The following is a 17,665-nucleotide window of genomic DNA, read 5'->3' as shown; positions in this document are numbered from 1 at the left end:
AATCTCCATGTTAATTCTTAAGTTTTGTATTTGTCTGCTATGTATATTGTGGATATTTCTTTCTATATATAAACAATTTAGACCAGAAGGTTTCAGAAAGAACAATGATCCTTTTTCATTAATACCTTCTTGGACCTTGTTTTCGCCAAAACCAATGAAAAACAATTGTCTTCTAGCCTACAGAGAAAGGCTCGTGGAGGGTAATATATCTGAGATCATAGTTATTAATGATTTTACACCAAAATGGTATTTTATATTTTGGTATGGACAAAGAAGAGATGTAAAATTTATATTGAGTATTAGACGACAATTACCATCATACAAAAACGTTGACAAACTTTTTTTAAAATCAACATCTTTTATGATGATTAAAAATTATGTATTAAACTATAATACGAATCAAAAACAACCTACAGAGCGCCAATTATTATATTTTGTCAAAGGAGGTTTCTACTTAAATAGGACAGATAAGTTATTGTTTGTATCAAAAATCAAAAATACTTAATGGACTATTATTTTTATAGTATTATAATACTTTCTTGCGGGATATTTTTCGACACACTTCATTCTCTTTATTATTATAGTAAATATTATTCTGATTTCGGGATTTTTAGTATAGATTTTATGTTTCGCAAAAGCAATAAAGATTTTTACTCTAAATTATTTGTTTTTTTTAAACCTCTAATCAATAATAAAACATTTTGCTATCTGCTAATTTTAAGATTAATCTTAAGTTTATTACTAATAGTTTTTGTTGAAAATACTTACTATCTTATATTTGTCGTTTTTGTTATTCAATTATTGTTTAATTTGAGAAATAGAGTCGCCCTCTCCGGTGCTGATCAAATGAGAACTATTATATTGTTTGGATTATCTATAATATCGATTAACAATAACTTTTTTTTTGAAGTTGGATCATTTTTTATCATTATTCAATTATACATTTCTTATTTTTTTACAGGCTATAATAAGTTAAAATCACCAGTGTGGAGGAATGGAAATGCATTAATTTGGGTTCTAAACAGTAATTTATTTGGAAATAAAATTATCCAAAAGAAACTAATAGACCAAGGACAAATATTTAATATTGCATTGTGTTGGGGAGTTATTTTATTTCAAATAACATTTCCATTGCTTGCAAGTTTTAGTCACACAGTTGTTTATGTATTAATTATTGGAATAATTTTTCATACTTCTTTAGCTGCACTCTGTAATCTAAACGATTTTTTTTGGTCTTATTTATCAAGCTATCCTTTAGTTTATTTTTTTTCAATAAAATTTAATATTTGTGATTATCTCAATATTTTTTAATAGTGTTTGCTATACAATTTTGACAATTTGGATATTACTAACTATATTCTATCAACACAAAAATCTTAGAAAGATCCTTCTTAAATTTATCCATAATGATTTTCACCTAATTCCAGTTTGGACATTGTTTGCACCTAATCCTATCTCTCGTGATTTCTATATAGTATACAGAGATTATTACCAAGACAAGACTATTTCTGAACTTAAACTATTCCAGGTTAACTACATACCTATTCTACACGAAAGATATGATAAAGCTACTCTTACAATGATTTTTAACATACTAAAAGTTTTAAAAAATCACAATGATGTTGAAGTTGTAGCAAAGATTCCAGAATTTAAAAAATTAAAATATATACTGAAAAAAGTAGATTACACACCTACAATAGTAAATCGACAATTTTCCATTGTAGATATGGCTCAAATAGATAATTCGTCCAAGTTTACCCCAATTATTACTTTTAATATTGTTTATTAATAAATATATGTTAGACTTAATTTGCATAAGTATAATATTTATCTGTCTCTACTTAATTCTAGATTCAGTGGAAATTCTTATTAATATAAAATATTATGGTTTCGACAGCCCAATATCTGTTAATAAATTCTTTTTAAGAAAAATTTATTATAAAAAGAAAACTCTTAAATTCATATACAATCAAAAAGTTCTAAAGACAATTATAAGACTTCGATTTCTTATTAGTCTTTTCATTTTAGGGCTAGTTATATTACAAATCGATTCATTTTTAAACTCGCTAGCAATATTTATTTTAATAATATTTGAGTTATATCTTCGATTACGCTGTCAAAATAGACTTTCATCATCAGAACATATAATTATATTTAATTTATTTTGTCTTTTTTGTACTTTTTTAACTAAAGATTATAGGATTCTAAACTTTATATCACTCTATATAGTTATTTGCTATACATCGAATGGAATTCAAAAAATATCATCTGTAAAATGGAGAACAGGCGAAGGATTAAAAAAACTTTTAAAAACAAATATATATGGAAACAAACTATTAGTTTCTATATTTCATGAAAATAAATATATCTATTTTCTACTCTCTTGGTTAATTATCCTTTTCCAACTCACCTTTGTTTTTTTTATAGTAAACCCACATTTCTGTGTTATTTATTTGTGTCTAGGTGTACTTTTTCATTTATTCCTTGCTATCTTTATGAAATTAAAGGATTTCTTTTTAGCATTTTTATCAAGTTATCCTTTTCTATTTTTTACATTTTTAGAAATTCATAATATTCCAATTAACATAAATTATTTTTACATTTTCTAAAAATATAAATTTGATATGTGCTAGATATCTTTATCTAAACAAACTATCTTCTTGTTCTTGAGGAAGGTTTTCTATAATTTATGCTAATACTCTTCTTAATTTATCTGCAGATATCATTTGCTTCTGCATATCTTGGCTTTAGATTCGTTTATCCGTCTTATCAATTTTCTCGATTGAATTTGTCTTTCGTGTTTACTCTGAAAAAATCACACATATACAAGACAGACAAATATAGTCTGGGACAAACCCGAAATTTTGATTTCAGAAAAATGGACCATCATCAAAGTAAATATAATTTACCACTTACTCACGGTTCATTACTCATTATGAAAGGTGACCTTCAAGAGTATTGGGAACATAGAATTGCTAAGTCCACAATACCTATGAAAGAAAGGATTAATTTAACTTTCCGATTTCGAGTTAAATCTTAAATTGTCAATAACAAAAGCACCTGCAAAAGTCTTATTATAAAACATTTACACTTTAGCTTTAAAGTTCAACTATTATTGTAATATGACTTTTCTAAAAGTCATAGATAGTCTTAATTTTCGCTCTATTTTTCTACCATTAATATAATCCGTTTTTCTCGGCGCTATGCCATGTGTCCATTTATATCTTGCATCTCCACTCAAAACAATTAAACTCCCAGAATCAAGAAGCATTTCAGTCTTAGTTTACTTTGATAATAAGAATCCAATTTATCTCGAAACAATCTCTTAATCTCATCTGTGAGTGTAGCAATTTCAATTCTACGCTCTATTAACTGAAAAGATTTTATCAAAAGTATTATTTGATGAGATTCGTAAAAACTTCTAAAAGTAATTTCTTTATCTTTAAAAAAATCGTCAGTTAAATCAAACTTATATTGTCTTGACCAGTACATCAAACCTTCAATACCTCTTTCAGTAAGTTCAATCTTATTTTCTCCTTTTGTCTTCGATATTTTTGTATAAAATCTCTGTAGTTCATCATCCATTTGATTTATTAATGTAAAAATGATATCACTTTCATTTTTCAAACGTTGTTCAATATTAGATTCAGTTTGTCTACTTAGTGCTAAATAAAGTAAAATAATTGAAATGACTCCGATAATTGGAGATAATATTCCAGAGATAGCAGTCCCCACATTGGCCCCCTTTGAAAGATCACTGCCAGAAAGACTCTTAAAAGTATCTATGGTTAGATAATAGTAGACTAAGAATAATACACCTAAAATTGAAAGAAGATATTTGGGTTTCATTTTTTTTAAAGTAAGTTGATAATAATTTTTTGCAACTATTTTTCATTTATATGTTTTCTATTTTTTCACGAAATGCTATAAACAATTTACAAACCTAAAACAGGTATTATAAGAATACAACTTTTTTATGATTTAAAAACTATAACCAGCAATCATATTTAAACTAGACCGTTGTCCTAATGATTTTTGTGATTTCTCAACGTTAAAAAGATCCAAACTTTGATATTGTATTCCACAAACAATTCGTGTTGGCTCCCCTTCTTTAGTTAAATAAAAACCGAACCCAGGATTATATCTTGGCTTAAAACCTTGCATTACAGAATATCTCCAATGCAGAATAAATAAAAATCTCGATTTTACTTGAACTCCAAAATCGCTATTGATATTAAAATATCCTAAATTATCACGAAACTCTTTCAAATCGTATGCTAGAACTTTACCTCTGACAATTTCTCTTGTAGTATTTGTATTTATATCCGTTTCATAAGAAACGTCACCAATCTCTATATAGTTTAAATCACTACTATTATTTTTTTTCCCACCATTTAACTGTATTCCAAAAACATATGGAACCTTATTCTTAATACTTCCTTGACCATTATGCCCAATAGCGATCTTATATCCGTAAGTTCCTTTCCCATAAATTTGATCAGTAAATTTTATGTTAGAAGAATTATTGTATAATTTAAATTGACTCGTCAGAAACTCTATTGAGAAAATTGTATTTCTCATAGTCACATCCAATACTGAAGAATTTAATGCATCGCTATATTCCGAAGGAGCAGATAAATACCCTATAAATAGTCCTATATTACCATCATACTGGAAATCTTTATTTTTTATAATATTAAAAACCCCATTTTTTCCTTTTGCTTTCAAGGTCACTCCCCAATACATTTTCTCAGGATCTTTTTCAAATCTGCTAAAGTTCCATCCTGTTGAGAAAGCTAAGCTTTCATCTTTAGCATTAACAGAGATAACAGAAAGACTTCCGAGAGAAAGAGCAGATTCTCCTTTTGTATCTTCAACCATTGACGTCTGAGAATAATGATTCATAAACATCAAAAACGCAATAAATAATATGCTTTTTTTCATACTAAAGTTTTTAGGGATTCAATAGAAATAGAACTTTTTAAGACCGAATAATTAGGCTTGTAATTTTCATCATCACCCGTATTACCAGTTCTTTTGAAAACTTCTTTTCCTGAACTTACGTTAGTCAAAGTAAAAGTCCACTTAGTTCCTTTAAAAGCATTAATTACTAACAAGAAATCTAATTCATTATCAATCAATAGTTTCACATTTTGAATAATAAGATCTTTAGAACCATCTTTTTTTCTGATAAATGCTAAGGGGATTGCATGTGGGTCTATCGGTAAAATTTCAAAGTATATAGTAGCACCATTTATATTGGAACCAGAAAGTTCCGCTTTAAGTTCAAGTTTCATAATTAAGTTTTTTATGGTTATTTTTTTATTAAATTTAAGAATAAAATAGAATTATTGCTATACCCCTTTTGTGGTATTTAAAAAGACTATGAAACTATATTACCATTAATAAAAACCTGAGAAAAATGTAAGTACTATTAAGACTTTATTTTTTTTTAACGTTTTTAATTCTCTCTTCTTCTAATACGTCAGCCATAATTTGTGCTTGTAACTTACAATCATTAAGCTCAACTTTCAAACTATCAATTGTTTTATTTTTAGCTGCGATAATTAACTTAGTTTCGTTTTTTGAAGAACAACTAAATGTTATTAATATAAAACAAAATAAAAAAAACTTCATATTATGTTATTTCAAGTTAAAAAAAATTGAATCGCTATTTTCGCATTTACTATGCGAATTTTTGCATTTAGTTTGCAATTTCGCATTTACTTTACAAAATCACACTCCACCAACGAGTGCTACATCTGAAATTGTGTGATGTGGAGACCTGAAAGGCCTAACTGTCATTAATGAAGCTTCTGTTCCTATCTTTCCTGCAACGGAATGTATTTTTGTGGTTTCCAAAGCTTCTTTCAGGGTTAATGGCGGCAAAATACTCGGAACTCTTTTGGCTAACATTGTCTTACCACTTCCAGGCGGACCGATAAGGATAATATTATGACCACCTGCAGCAGCTACTTCCAGGGCTCTTTTTGCAGTTTCCTGTCCTTTAACTTCTGAGAAATCAAATGGAAAATTATTGATTTTTTCATGAAACTCTTTTCGGGTATCCAATATCACTTTCTCAATAGGAGCTCCTTCATTAAAAAAATCAATAACCTGCTTTATATTTTCAACCCCGTATACATCGAGATCATTAACAATGGCCGCTTCTCTGGCATTTTGTATTGGGAGAATAATTCCTTTAAAACCTTCTTCCCTGGCCTGAATGGCTATGGGTAAAACACCTTTGATAGGCTGTAAACTTCCATCCAATGAAAGCTCTCCCATAATGATATAATGCTGAATCTCTTCAGCCAGAATCTGATCTGAAGCCGCCAAAATTCCAATCGCTATGCTCAGATCATAGGCAGACCCTTCTTTCCTCAGATCTGCAGGAGCCATATTGATGGTAATTTTCTTACCAGGAATTTTATATCCTACATTCTTCAATGCAGCAGAAATTCTATAGCTGCTTTCTTTGATGGCATTATCAGGAAGTCCTACCAAATGATACCCTACTCCGCCGGTATCTACATTTACTTCAATGGTTATTGTTTGGGCAGAAACGCCATGAATGGCACTGCCATAAATTTTAATCAGCATGATGTGTTTTTGAAGTAAAAATAATTAATATACTATTTTAAAAATCTGAGAGTTATGCTGATAATTTTCTACAGAAAAAGAGTTTTAAGAAAAATAAATAGTAATATTCAATGAAGCCAGAATATAGAGACTGATCGGGTTGATAAAACAAAATAGCGAAGATATATTTATTCTTCGCTATGATATCTTACATTAGATAATAATTTAATTTTCTAATTTTTTCCAATCTGCCCATGTATTATCATTAAGTGCGTGTCTCGTCCACTTCACACCTGGCAGATCATATGGTAAAAAGGTCTGATAAACAACAGGGATATTATTATAGTTTTCCAATCTCTCATTTCTAACTAATCCTTTTGTATTCCCAAGATAAGCTTCCGGAAAAACGCCTTCGCTTTCAAATTCACTTTTGTGATACAAAATATTGGATGGTATCATAACTGCACTGTCATAATTATATGAATATCCCTGATTCATAATTGAATAGAAATCAATTTTAGGAATATTACCAAGATATTCATTTTCTTCAATTCTTGCATTTCTGAGATTATCAACACTTGGATTAGTTAAAAGACCCATACCAGGATTAGCTGAATTATAGAACTGATTATACTTTATTGTGCCAATTGGTTTTGACACATTAAAAGTTATGACATTGGTAGTAAAATTTTTAAAGATGCATTTTATAAAATCTATATATTTTCCGCCACCAACAAAAGAAAGACCTGCAGGATTATTAACAGTATCAAATTCACATTGTTCAAATAAAATTTTATATGCTCCGCCATCACAGATTGAGTTAATAGTATTATAAATGTTTTTAAAAATAACGTTAGAAACCTTTACTCTACACGCAGCATTAAAATATATGGCTCTTTCGGCATTTAAAACATTTGAGTTCTCAAATACTATACTATATACTCCATTATAATCCTTATCACCATTTGTTAACGGATTGTAATTACCATACACTGTTAATGGGGTATGAACGTCTTCAAATTTACAATTATCAATTTTAAAACTTTGATAATTTAATCTTTCCTTCTGTTGAAAATCAATAATAGACCTATCTTTTGAGAAAATACAAATTGCCCCCATACCTCCAATATCATTAAAATAGCAGTTAGTTATTAATCCATTAGTGGTAATCGTTAAATTGGGGTCGTCGGATTCTATATCTATTGCACCAGGCATCTCTTTCCCGGTCGTTCTATAGAAATCACAGTTATCGATTATAAATCTATCACAATGATAAATTGAAATAGCTTGTCGATTATTCTGGTTTACCCCATCGAATTTACAGTTTTTAATAATAACATTTTTATTATAGCCATTCCTATATCCTCCTTCAGTTAAGCCTCTACATATAGCAATTCCATCTCCAAAAAAACCTGTAAATGTACAGTTTTCAACAGTAAAATCACTTACCCCGTGTGCCGCAATGTGATGAGAAAGCTCATCAACTTTTGGTTCTGGCTCTGGCTCTTGCCCTGGTTCTGGCTCTGGTATTGGGGGGATAATATTCAATGTAAAAAAATTGAGCCCACTAATTTTAATATTTTTTATTGAGTTTGAGTCGTCTGACTGATTGGATACACAAGCTTCAAAAGCAAAAATTCCATCTGCTGCAGTATTTCTACTTCTTGTTAATCCTATTAATGTCGAATTATTTCCTATAATCTCAATATTTGAGTAAGCTTTAGTCTTAAAATCAATATGGTCAACTGCATAGCTGCCACTTGGTATGAATAATTTACCACCATCTATACTACTTAAAAAATCTACAGATTTTTGAAATGCTTGTGTGTCATTGGTTACAGAATCACCTACAGCACCAAACCATTTTACATTTACAGTGTCCTTGATTAAGACTCTCCTATAAAATACATTGTTTATACTCTTATATATAATATTATCACACATCGCAAGAGTAATGGATTCTCCATTATAAGTAACTGGGGATTCTAAAAATACTGTCCATTCACCCGTAAATGGATCGTTTTGTTCTATTGTATTCATATATTTTATTTTGTTTTGTTATTACAAATATCCATATAGACTACGACAAAACTTGACGTATAAAAATTCATCTCAATGATGATACAATTTCAGCAGAATAATTAAAATTATTTATTTTATATATGTTGAAAATAAATAAATATGTTCAGTGTTTCATGTGAAACATAAAAAAGTATATTCCCTCCTATTGCAGCAAGTTATTTACAATGTTAATGATAATCAGACAGAAACACCATACAATCCAGAATAAGGTTCATATAACAACATATTTACAACTGATAATGAAACAAGTAACTAATAAATCATGAGAACCTATACCAACCGGAAATTGATCTCGAAAAAAGGGACTTGAGTATTGATTTCGTAAAACACAGAAAGATAATTTTGAATGAATGTGAAAGTGTTTATGGAAACATTAGAAGAAGCAAACTCGTAAAAAGTTTAAAAGAATATAACTCCAAAATGGTACAAAATAAAATCGGTACAAAATAAATTATACCGATTTAACCACTATTAAAAACTAACGAAAAGATTATTTAATCCTTTATTTCTTTATTAATTTATTTTTATAAACTTCTCCTTTCACACTTTTGGAAATGATCATATAATTCCCTGGCACCAAATGGCTTACATCAATGGCTTGTCTGTATTGATGGTTATTTTTCCTAAGAACCAGCTTTCCGGACATATCCATAATGGAAACCTCTTTATACTCCTCTGATTCTTTCCCGATATAAAGGAACTGTGCTGTAGGATTAGGATATATATTTAATTTATTTTCTTTAGGTTTTGAGACTTCCCCTGTTCCTAATTTTTCACAGAACTCCCAATCGCCATATTGCAGCTCTACAAAAGAGAAAGGATCTAACATTCTACACTGATCCGGACAATATTCTGTACAGGCATAGAATCCATATTCTCCAGACTCTGTAGTGGTATAGGTATCTCCTGTTACATTCGAAACTACACAAGGATCTCCCGTAAAAGGAGGAGTAGTGGTAGGAACACACTTAAACCATGTATGCGGGCCATATACCACAGGGAACACATCATCAAACTTTACAGGAGCTTCAGAACATACATGCACTACTCCACCATTTACAATCTCATAAGTTCCCGGAACAAAAGTGGATATCATAGCAGGAAGGCCAAACACATATCCATCAGCCATCACTGCCGGGCTTTCAGCTGTACAATCTCCCTGTGTGACTTCTACTTTAAAATAATACAGCTGGTCATCACCATTAATGGTTAACTGTTGTGAGGTAGCACCGGGAATGGCCACCCATGGATTGTTATTAGGAGTCTGCCATGTCCATTCCTGTTTATACCATTGATAAGAAGAATACGTTTGCGTAGTGGAAAGTATTTCATCTTCACTCTCACAGAAAAGGATCTTGTCTGCGAATATAGCACCTAATCTGGGGCTGGTAATTGTAGGAGTACATTGTGCTTTTATATTCAGAAGGTTGAACAATAAAAATGTTAAAAAAATCAGTTTTGTTTTCATATATATTGACATTTAAGTTGATTCCTATTTAAAAATCATCAGCATTAATCAATCAACAATCTGATCCCGAATTTCACATTAAAATGCAGGGGTTTTTCCTTATAAATGGTATTGGGAGAGTTTTCATCTTTAAAATGATACCCAATCCCCGGTTCTGCATAAATCCCCAGCCTGTTTACCAACTTCATCTGAAGTCCTGCTGCTGTATTCACTGAAAACGACAACGGTTTATGATCCAATTTTTCTTCTGTAGTTTCCCTTACTTCATCATTTACCACATAACTCGTTGAAATACTTCCTGCTATAGGCTTTTCAACCAGTGCTCCTGCTGTAATATATCCCGTAAACCTTCCTTTCTGAATAACATTATAATTAACCTGAACAGGAATTCCGATATAATGAACCTTCTGCTCTCCTTTAATATAATTATCACTGCTTCCGGAATGAAGCTCTGAAGCCAGTTTGGTATAGTTAACCCCAGTTCCTATCCCCCATTTTTTACCCAGATTATAATATACAGACAAGCCGAATGTTACCGGAACTTTGTGCCTGATCCTTGCTTCTACTGGTTTACTCTGATTGGCCAATAGTATTTGAGTCAAAGGATCATCTACATATTCAGCAGTTGTCCAGACCTGCTCAAAACTCATTGGTTTACCACTAACGGAAGCATAACCATGGAACTGCTGTTCTGCAGAATTAGATGATGCATTTCCGGTAAGCATACTTAACATCCATTTCTTTTCAGATTTAGACTTTATATGCTTGGTTTTGTTATTATCCGCATATTTTTCAGACAATTCCTTCTCTATCTTATCTGTCTCTTTTTCAGCTTCCTCTTTCTTTATATTGTTATTAACCAAAGGTATTTCCCTGGTTTTATTTTCTTCCGGAATCAGGATGGGCATTTCTAATTCAGGCGTTTGTATAACATACTGAGCTTTTACATCGTTTCCGGATCCTTTTCCTCCAACCTTTTCAGGCTCTGTCTGCTTTATATTTTCAGCAAAATGACCTCTCGCATTAAAATCATTCTGTTTTAAAGAAATATCTGCCTTTGAGTTTTTCCAAATCTTTCTACTCTTTTCTTGCTCTATATTATTCAAAGGCAGATCTGTATCTGTTATTTTATCAGAATCAGACGGTTTCTGTGAATACTTATTCTGATTCTCGTCCGTTCCAATTTTCATCATCATAAAGATTAAAACAGCAGCGGCGGCAATACCTCCAATACGATATAGCCAGGTTTTACTGGCAAGACCTGTTTTCTCTATCTTTTCCTCTTTACTTTCAGTGTCAATTGCAGGAATAAAGCTTGTCAACAACTTATTTTCTTCTTCTGAGAATAGTTCATCCCTGATGTCATCCCACAATCCTTCCGGAACCTCTTCTTCATGGTTCTCCATTCTGCTTCGCAGGTTATTGAGCCATTCGTTATTCATATTGTGCTTTTTTTGACATTTTAAATTCCTTTATTTTCTGAACCAGCAGTCCTTTTGCACGGTGGAACTGTGATGCTGAAGAATTTTCTGCAATTCCCAACAGCAATGCAATTTCCTTATGACTTTTCTTTTCAAATACATATAGGTTGAAAACAGTTCTGTAACCATCCGGAAGAGACTGAATTATTCTCATAATATCTTCTTTCGGGATTTCCTCAAAATCAGGTTCTTCTTCATGGGGAAGATCGGGAAGATCTTCTACTTCAACGGAAGACTTAAAGTCTCCTTTCTGCCTGATATGCTTCAGAGATTCATTTACTGCAATACGGGTAATCCAAGCTCTCAGAGAACCCTCTCCTCTGTATTCAAATGCTTCTATGGAGCGAAACATCTTGATAAAACTATTCTGAAGTACATCATGCACATCTTCTTTTTCTGCGATATACCTTGAACATACATAAGCCAGATTCCCAGAATAAGCTCCAAAGAGCTCCTTCCAGGCGGCTTCCTCCTTCTGCAGAAGGCGGTTTACCAAAATCTGTTCTTTACTTTCTCCCATGTACTGCTCCAGTATACGATATATTAATTAAATTTTAAAGCAAAAATAGATTGCATCGTATAAATACAATCTATTTATAGTAATAACCATTAATTAATATTTTACACAGAACGGAAAATTATAATTAATAGCCTCATAAGGGGCAAGTACTGTACCGTCTACGGTAATTTTCTCAGCAGTCAAAGCAAATCGCAATGAACCATCCATCCCTACATAAAATCCTTTCTGCTTAGCATTCAATGTCACTTCTGTCTTTTTGGTTTTCCCCTCTACAGGAATCAGCAGTTCCATAGGTTTGGGAGCCAAAGAGAGCTCTATCACATTGCTGGCTGTATTGATAGAAGCTGTATATTTAATTTCATACTTCACCTTTCCTAATGCTTTAATAGCCTCTTCTGCTTTTACCGGGTCTTTTACTACTGTTTTCACAATCTCATCCACTGGAAATTCTGAAAACATAATCGTATCTTTTTTTGCTTTAAAATTCTTTATTTTTTCTGTTTTGCTCTCTCCCTGTATGGTAATGAGTCTGCCTTTATAATTTCCATTCACATCTTCCAGTTGTACCGGTCTTATTTCCGGGCCATCAACACTACATGAATACAAAGTAAACCCTGTTAATACAATTAAAATAGCTGTTAAAAATTGAGATACTGTAAATTTTTTCATTGCATTATTTTTTCATTAAACATTAATTATTTCGAGTACTCATTGATATAAATCGTCTTTTCAGGAAATCTTGCATGATTTTTTCAAAAAAAAGCAATATTTTTCATAACTCATTGATTTTATGGACTAAAAATTTAAATCAAATAATTATTTATTCAATAAAAAATGACAATCATTCTGAATTTCACATTTCAGTGATTTCATTTAGAACCCAGTATCATATAACAAAAAAAGGAAGCTGCCTGATACAACTTCCTTTTGCTATTTTTCAATTACATTTTACTGTACTCCACCGCCCAACGCTCGGTAAAGGTCTACCTCAGCATTTAATCTTTCCAATGTAACATTGATAGCTTCCAGATCATTCTGAAGTTTATTATTCTGAGCCGTAATCACCTCAAGATAGGTTGCCATTCCGCTTTTGTACAGTTTCAAAGCATCACCTATTCCTTTGTCTAAAATGGCCGTTCTCTGTTCTAAAAGCTGTAATCTTTCTGAAGCTCCCTGAGTTTTTGCCATAGCATCTGAAACTTCGCCCACAGCCGTCATTACAGACTGTTTAAAGTTGATCGCCGCCTTTTCCTGTTCGATTAATGCCGTTTCATAGGCGGTTTTCAACTGTTTTTTCTGAAAAATTGGAGCTGCTAAATTAGCCGCAACTGCTTTGGTAATAGATCCGGGAATATCAAACCATGAACTGAATTTATTGGAATTGACTCCAATCTGCGGGCTCAAACTTATACTTGGATACATTGCTGCTTTTGCCAATCCAGTTTTGGAGTTCAGGCTGATCACATTAAATTCTGCCATCTTCAGATCTGGTCTCCTGCTTAATAATTGGGCCGGAAGTCCTTGTGAAAGCTTATTTTCAGGAATCATTGTTTTCAAATCTCCTGATCTTTCAATTTTTGTTGGATATTCTCCACAAAGGATACTCAATGCATTTTCCTGAACGGAAATATTCTGTTTAGCCAGAGGAATCAAAAGCTCCGCAGTTTTTTTCTGTGCTTCGGACTGCTGTACCGCCAATGAATTGATCTGACCTGCCTTAAACTGAAGATCCATCATTTTAAGGGTATTGTTACTCAGTTCAATATTCTGTTCTGCGATTTTCATCTGTTCATCTAAACTTATCAGATTATAATAAGCCTGCGCTACCTGAACAATGATTCTGCTTTTTACAGCATTCAAATTCTCTTTTTGTGCAAAATATTCTGCTGCAGCTGATTCTTTCTGCATCTTGGCTTTTCCCCAGATATCAACTTCCCACGAAAGCCTGAGGTTAGCACTGAAATCATCTATATGTGTTGTTCCTGCAAACTGTTCATTAAGTGAACCGTTCAAGGTATTGGTAGACGCCCAGCTCCTGTTGGCTCCTGCACTAAAATCCAGCGTTGGAAGAAGAGATAACTTTGCCTGTTTGTAGATCAGATCGAGTTGTTCTATATTCTTCAGGGCAACATTTATTTCATTATTTCTGGTTAAAGCTTTATCTATTAAACCTATCAGTTTAGGGTCCTTAAAGAAGGTCTTCCATGGCAGCACCACTGTATCTCCTGTTACCTGCACAGATTCTTTATAAGTTTCTGGCATCTGAAGATCTGTTCTTGCATAGGGTTTCCCCACGGCGCAAGACACCAGTACTGATGCTATTGCGCCTGAAATAAGGAAATTCTTTATATTAAACATTCTCATTTGTCAATTGATTTTGAATTACAGGATACTTCTTTTTCGATGAAAATTTCTCATCCAGATATTGGAAGAACATATACAGGATAGGAATTACAAATACTCCTAGCACTACTCCACTCAACATTCCTATAGCAGCACTCACACTGATCGATTTATTTCCTGACGCCATCCCTCCTGTAGAGATCATCAATGGAATCATTCCCACAATAAAGGCTAATGATGTCATAATGATCGGACGTAACCTTGCTTTTGCTCCTTCCAATGCGGAATCCAGAATCGAAAGTCCTGATTTTCTTCTCTGGACGGCAAATTCTACGATAAGGATCGCATTTTTTGCTAATAAACCAATAAGCATAATTAATCCTACCTGCACATAGATGTTGTTATCCAGCCCAATCGCTTTGATTCCCAGGAATGCTCCAACAATTCCCGTTGGGATGGAAAGCATTACGGCTAACGGCAGAATGTAACTTTCGTATTGTGCTGCAAGAAGCAGATATACAAATAGTAAACATAATCCAAGGATGACAACAGTTTGGTTTCCTGCTGATTTTTCTTCCAAGCTCAAACCGGTCCACTCATAACTGTAATCAGAAGGAAGTTTATTTAAGGTTGGTTCAATTTTATCCATCAGGGCACCATTACTGATACCCGGTTTCGGTACTACGTTAATGTTCAATGAATTATAAAGGTTATATCGCTGAACGGATTCCGGACCGTATACTTTTTTCAAAGTGATTAAGGTATTGGCAGGAACCATTTCTCCTTTATTATTTTTCACGAAAATATCATTGAACGCCTGCTCATCCATTCTGAAAACACCATCAGCTTTAATATTCACTCTGTAGAACTTCCCGAATCTGGAGAAATTCTGAGACTGATCTCCTGAAAAATACGTCTGAATTGATCCTAACAGATTAGAAATACTTACTCCTAACTGTTTGGCTTTGTCTTCATTCACTTCAAGTTCCAGCTGTGGATAATCTGCTCTGAACATGGTGTAAGCATAAGCTACTTCAGGAACCTGCATCAATTGCCCGATCACATCATCTGCCTTCGACTTCAAAACCTGAGGATCTCTACCCATACGGTCCTGAAGAACAATTTCGGCATCATTGGTTACTCCATATCCTTCTACTGGCGGCATTCTGAAACTCATTACACTTCCCTCTTTGATAACAGACAGTTTTCCGTTAACAATATTCATGATCTCGTCAATATCCTGAACAGTTCCTCTTTCTTTCTTAGGTTTTAATTTCACAAATCCCATTGCATAAGCTGGTCCGGCACTGTTGCTTAACAGGTTAAATCCTGTAATGGAAGTATTCTCCTGAACAGCATCTACTGTTTTTAAGATGGCATTGATTTTATTGGAAACTTCTGTGGTTTTTGTCAATCCTGTTCCTGGCGGCATGCTTAATGAATAGATGAAAAACCCGTCATCTTCCATTGGAACGAAACTTTTAGTTGTACTTGACATCAGCCATGCTGAAAGCCCTATAATTCCTGCTACCAATCCTGCAGCAATCCACTTTTTCCCGATTAAAAATCTTACTCCTTTTGCATAACGCTCTGTCATATTATTGAACCCTGCGTTAAAAGCAACCGCAAATCTCTGCCCGAATCCTTTTGACTTTCCACCTTCTTCTGCATGATGGTTTTTCAAAAATACAGCACATAACGCCGGAGTTAAAGTAAGAGCGTTGACCGCAGAAATAATGATTGCAATGGCTAATGTATAGGCAAACTGCTTATAGAACAATCCTGCAGAGCCAGACATAAATCCAATGGGAATAAATACGGCTGACATTACCAGGGTAATGGAAATAACAGCACCTGTAATTTCACTCATCGCTTTGTGGGTAGCATCTCTTCCGGAAAGATCTGTTCCTTCCATATTACTGTGAACGGCTTCTACCACTACAATTGCGTCATCGACGACAATACCGATCGCCAGTACAAGGGCAAACAATGTCAATACATTAATTGTAAATCCTAATACCAGAAGGAAGAAGAATGTACCGATAATCGCTACCGGAACCGCAATGGCCGGAATAATGGTAGACCTGAAATCCTGTAAAAAGACAAATACCACAATGAATACAAGAATAAATGCTTCTATCAATGTAGATTTCACCTGCCCTGTTGCTTCATCCAATCTTTCCTTGGTACTCATTACTTTGGTGTATTTGATGCCTGGCGGGAAGGATTTCGACAGCTGGTCAATCGCTTTATTAACTCCTATTTCGATTTCATTGGCGTTGGATCCTGTGGTCTGCATAATCGCAACCGTAACTGCATTTTTACCATTGGAAAGGTTGTCTCCGGTATTGTTGATAGACCCAAATTCTATTCTGGCTACATCTTTAAGCCTGATGACATTGGTCCCGTCATTTTTAACCACCATTTCTTCATATTGTTCCGGCTTATTCTTTTTTCCTTTGTATCGGATGACATATTCTAAAGCAGCATTTGATTCCTCACCCAATTTACCCGGTGCAGACTCCAAACTGTGATCTGCAATAGCATTGGAAATGTCAGAAGGTTCCAATCCATAGGAAGCCATCTTTTGTGGATTAAGCCATATTCTCATGGAGTAATCCTTAATTCCGAAGATCTGTGCCTGTCCTACTCCTTTTACCCTTTTGATCTGCGGGATAAGGTTGATATTGGCAAAGTTCTGAAGAAAGGTTTCATCATATTGTTTATTATCTTCAGTATAAATATTGAAAATCAACACCATACTGTTCTGCTGCTTTGAGGTGGTTAATCCCATTCTTACCACTTCCTGAGGTAATATCGGTGTCGCCTGCTGTACTCTGTTCTGTACGTTTACCGCAGCCTGGTCGGCATTTACTCCCTGTTTGAATATAACAGAGATCGTGAATGTTCCGTCGTTACTTGCCGTGGATTTCATGTAACTCATGTCTTCCACCCCGTTGATCTGTTCTTCCAGAGGGGTTACTACGGAACGGATCACCGTTTCACTGTTTCCACCCGGATAAGAACCTGAAACCGTAATGGTAGGTGGAGAAATGTCCGGGAATCGCGTCACTGCCAATTGGTTCAATCCAATGATCCCCAAAATGACAATGATAAGGGATATTACCGTCGCCAATACCGGACGGTCTATTATCTTTTTTAACATTTTCGAATTTTCTAAGAATGATT

The 17,665-nt window shown here is 33.4% G+C and carries 13 protein-coding genes and 1 pseudogene; 1 reads left to right on the top strand and 13 read right to left on the bottom strand.

The features are described 5' to 3' along the window. The first annotated feature begins 2,689 nt into the window (after positions 1-2,689). Entirely contained in the window at positions 2,690-3,040 is a 351-nt protein-coding gene (locus BBH99_RS22645) for an alpha-ketoglutarate-dependent dioxygenase AlkB (protein ID WP_066690357.1), read from the top strand. Between the two features lie 72 nt (positions 3,041-3,112). On the opposite strand, the gene BBH99_RS23005 is transcribed toward BBH99_RS22645, so the two are convergent. The 13 genes and pseudogenes from BBH99_RS23005 to BBH99_RS00145 all read right to left on the bottom strand — a co-directional run bounded on the left by BBH99_RS23005 (position 3,113) and on the right by BBH99_RS00145 (position 17,642). After that, positions 3,113-3,271, bottom strand: coding sequence for an alpha-ketoglutarate-dependent dioxygenase AlkB (locus BBH99_RS23005; RefSeq protein WP_083188698.1), 159 nt, complete (start codon positions 3,269-3,271; stop codon positions 3,113-3,115). Beyond that, positions 3,247-3,849 (bottom strand): hypothetical protein, encoded by a 603-nt coding sequence (locus BBH99_RS00200; protein WP_066690355.1) that lies wholly within the window; start codon positions 3,847-3,849, stop codon positions 3,247-3,249. The genes BBH99_RS23005 and BBH99_RS00200 overlap by 25 nt, the downstream gene beginning before the upstream one ends. A 132-nt stretch (positions 3,850-3,981) precedes the next feature. Continuing rightward, complete coding sequence (locus BBH99_RS00195; protein ID WP_066690354.1) at positions 3,982-4,944, bottom strand: hypothetical protein; 963 nt, start codon at positions 4,942-4,944, stop codon at positions 3,982-3,984. Further along, entirely contained in the window at positions 4,941-5,297 is a 357-nt protein-coding gene (locus BBH99_RS00190) for a hypothetical protein (protein ID WP_066690353.1), read from the bottom strand. The genes BBH99_RS00195 and BBH99_RS00190 overlap by 4 nt, the downstream gene beginning before the upstream one ends. A gap of 145 nt (positions 5,298-5,442) precedes the next feature. Beyond that, complete coding sequence (locus BBH99_RS00185; protein ID WP_066690352.1) at positions 5,443-5,637, bottom strand: hypothetical protein; 195 nt, start codon at positions 5,635-5,637, stop codon at positions 5,443-5,445. A gap of 105 nt (positions 5,638-5,742) precedes the next feature. Further along, a pseudogene (locus BBH99_RS00180) lies at positions 5,743-6,603 on the bottom strand (YifB family Mg chelatase-like AAA ATPase); the annotation flags it as partial. 204 nt (positions 6,604-6,807) lie between these two features. Beyond that, a complete protein-coding gene (locus BBH99_RS00175) occupies positions 6,808-8,622 on the bottom strand; it encodes a glycosyl hydrolase family 28-related protein (protein ID WP_066690350.1) in 1,815 nt (604 codons plus the stop codon). Positions 8,623-9,166: 544 nt separating this feature from the next. Next, positions 9,167-10,132, bottom strand: coding sequence for a T9SS type A sorting domain-containing protein (locus BBH99_RS00170; RefSeq protein ID WP_066690347.1), 966 nt, complete (start codon positions 10,130-10,132; stop codon positions 9,167-9,169). A gap of 44 nt (positions 10,133-10,176) precedes the next feature. After that, the gene (locus tag BBH99_RS00165; protein WP_066690345.1) at positions 10,177-11,574 is read right to left on the bottom strand and encodes a porin family protein; all 1,398 of its coding nucleotides are present in this window, start codon (positions 11,572-11,574) and stop codon (positions 10,177-10,179) included. Further along, entirely contained in the window at positions 11,567-12,133 is a 567-nt protein-coding gene (locus BBH99_RS00160) for an RNA polymerase sigma factor (RefSeq protein WP_066690342.1), read from the bottom strand. Before BBH99_RS00160 ends, BBH99_RS00165 begins: the two co-directional genes overlap by 8 nt. Before the next feature lie 93 nt (positions 12,134-12,226). Then, on the bottom strand, positions 12,227-12,802 hold the full coding sequence (locus BBH99_RS00155) for a DUF4840 domain-containing protein (RefSeq protein WP_066690340.1): 576 nt from the start codon (positions 12,800-12,802) through the stop codon (positions 12,227-12,229). Positions 12,803-13,081: 279 nt separating this feature from the next. Then, positions 13,082-14,497 carry an efflux transporter outer membrane subunit gene (locus tag BBH99_RS00150; RefSeq protein WP_066690337.1) on the bottom strand — a complete coding sequence of 472 codons (1,416 nt, stop codon included), beginning with the start codon at positions 14,495-14,497 and terminating at the stop codon, positions 13,082-13,084. After that, a complete protein-coding gene (locus BBH99_RS00145) occupies positions 14,484-17,642 on the bottom strand; it encodes an efflux RND transporter permease subunit (protein ID WP_066690335.1) in 3,159 nt (1,052 codons plus the stop codon). The genes BBH99_RS00150 and BBH99_RS00145 overlap by 14 nt, the downstream gene beginning before the upstream one ends. Positions 17,643-17,665: the final 23 nt, after the last annotated feature.

The organism is Chryseobacterium contaminans (assembly GCF_001684955.1).
In the GTDB taxonomy this organism is placed as follows: domain Bacteria; phylum Bacteroidota; class Bacteroidia; order Flavobacteriales; family Weeksellaceae; genus Chryseobacterium; species Chryseobacterium contaminans.
This window is presented reverse-complemented; position numbering and strand designations above follow the sequence as displayed.

Coding starts and splice junctions, on each gene's coding strand:
- BBH99_RS00185 (WP_066690352.1), bottom strand. CDS start 5,637: ATGAAGTTTTTTTTATTTTGTTTTATATTAATAACATTTAGTTGTTCT.
- BBH99_RS00165 (WP_066690345.1), bottom strand. CDS start 11,574: ATGAATAACGAATGGCTCAATAACCTGCGAAGCAGAATGGAGAACCAT.
- BBH99_RS00170 (WP_066690347.1), bottom strand. CDS start 10,132: ATGAAAACAAAACTGATTTTTTTAACATTTTTATTGTTCAACCTTCTG.
- BBH99_RS00200 (WP_066690355.1), bottom strand. CDS start 3,849: ATGAAACCCAAATATCTTCTTTCAATTTTAGGTGTATTATTCTTAGTC.
- BBH99_RS00145 (WP_066690335.1), bottom strand. CDS start 17,642: ATGTTAAAAAAGATAATAGACCGTCCGGTATTGGCGACGGTAATATCC.
- BBH99_RS00195 (WP_066690354.1), bottom strand. CDS start 4,944: ATGAAAAAAAGCATATTATTTATTGCGTTTTTGATGTTTATGAATCAT.
- BBH99_RS00190 (WP_066690353.1), bottom strand. CDS start 5,297: ATGAAACTTGAACTTAAAGCGGAACTTTCTGGTTCCAATATAAATGGT.
- BBH99_RS00175 (WP_066690350.1), bottom strand. CDS start 8,622: ATGAATACAATAGAACAAAACGATCCATTTACGGGTGAATGGACAGTA.
- BBH99_RS00155 (WP_066690340.1), bottom strand. CDS start 12,802: ATGAAAAAATTTACAGTATCTCAATTTTTAACAGCTATTTTAATTGTA.
- BBH99_RS23005 (WP_083188698.1), bottom strand. CDS start 3,271: ATGCTTCTTGATTCTGGGAGTTTAATTGTTTTGAGTGGAGATGCAAGA.
- BBH99_RS22645 (WP_066690357.1), top strand. CDS start 2,690: ATGCTAATACTCTTCTTAATTTATCTGCAGATATCATTTGCTTCTGCA.
- BBH99_RS00160 (WP_066690342.1), bottom strand. CDS start 12,133: ATGGGAGAAAGTAAAGAACAGATTTTGGTAAACCGCCTTCTGCAGAAG.
- BBH99_RS00150 (WP_066690337.1), bottom strand. CDS start 14,497: ATGAGAATGTTTAATATAAAGAATTTCCTTATTTCAGGCGCAATAGCA.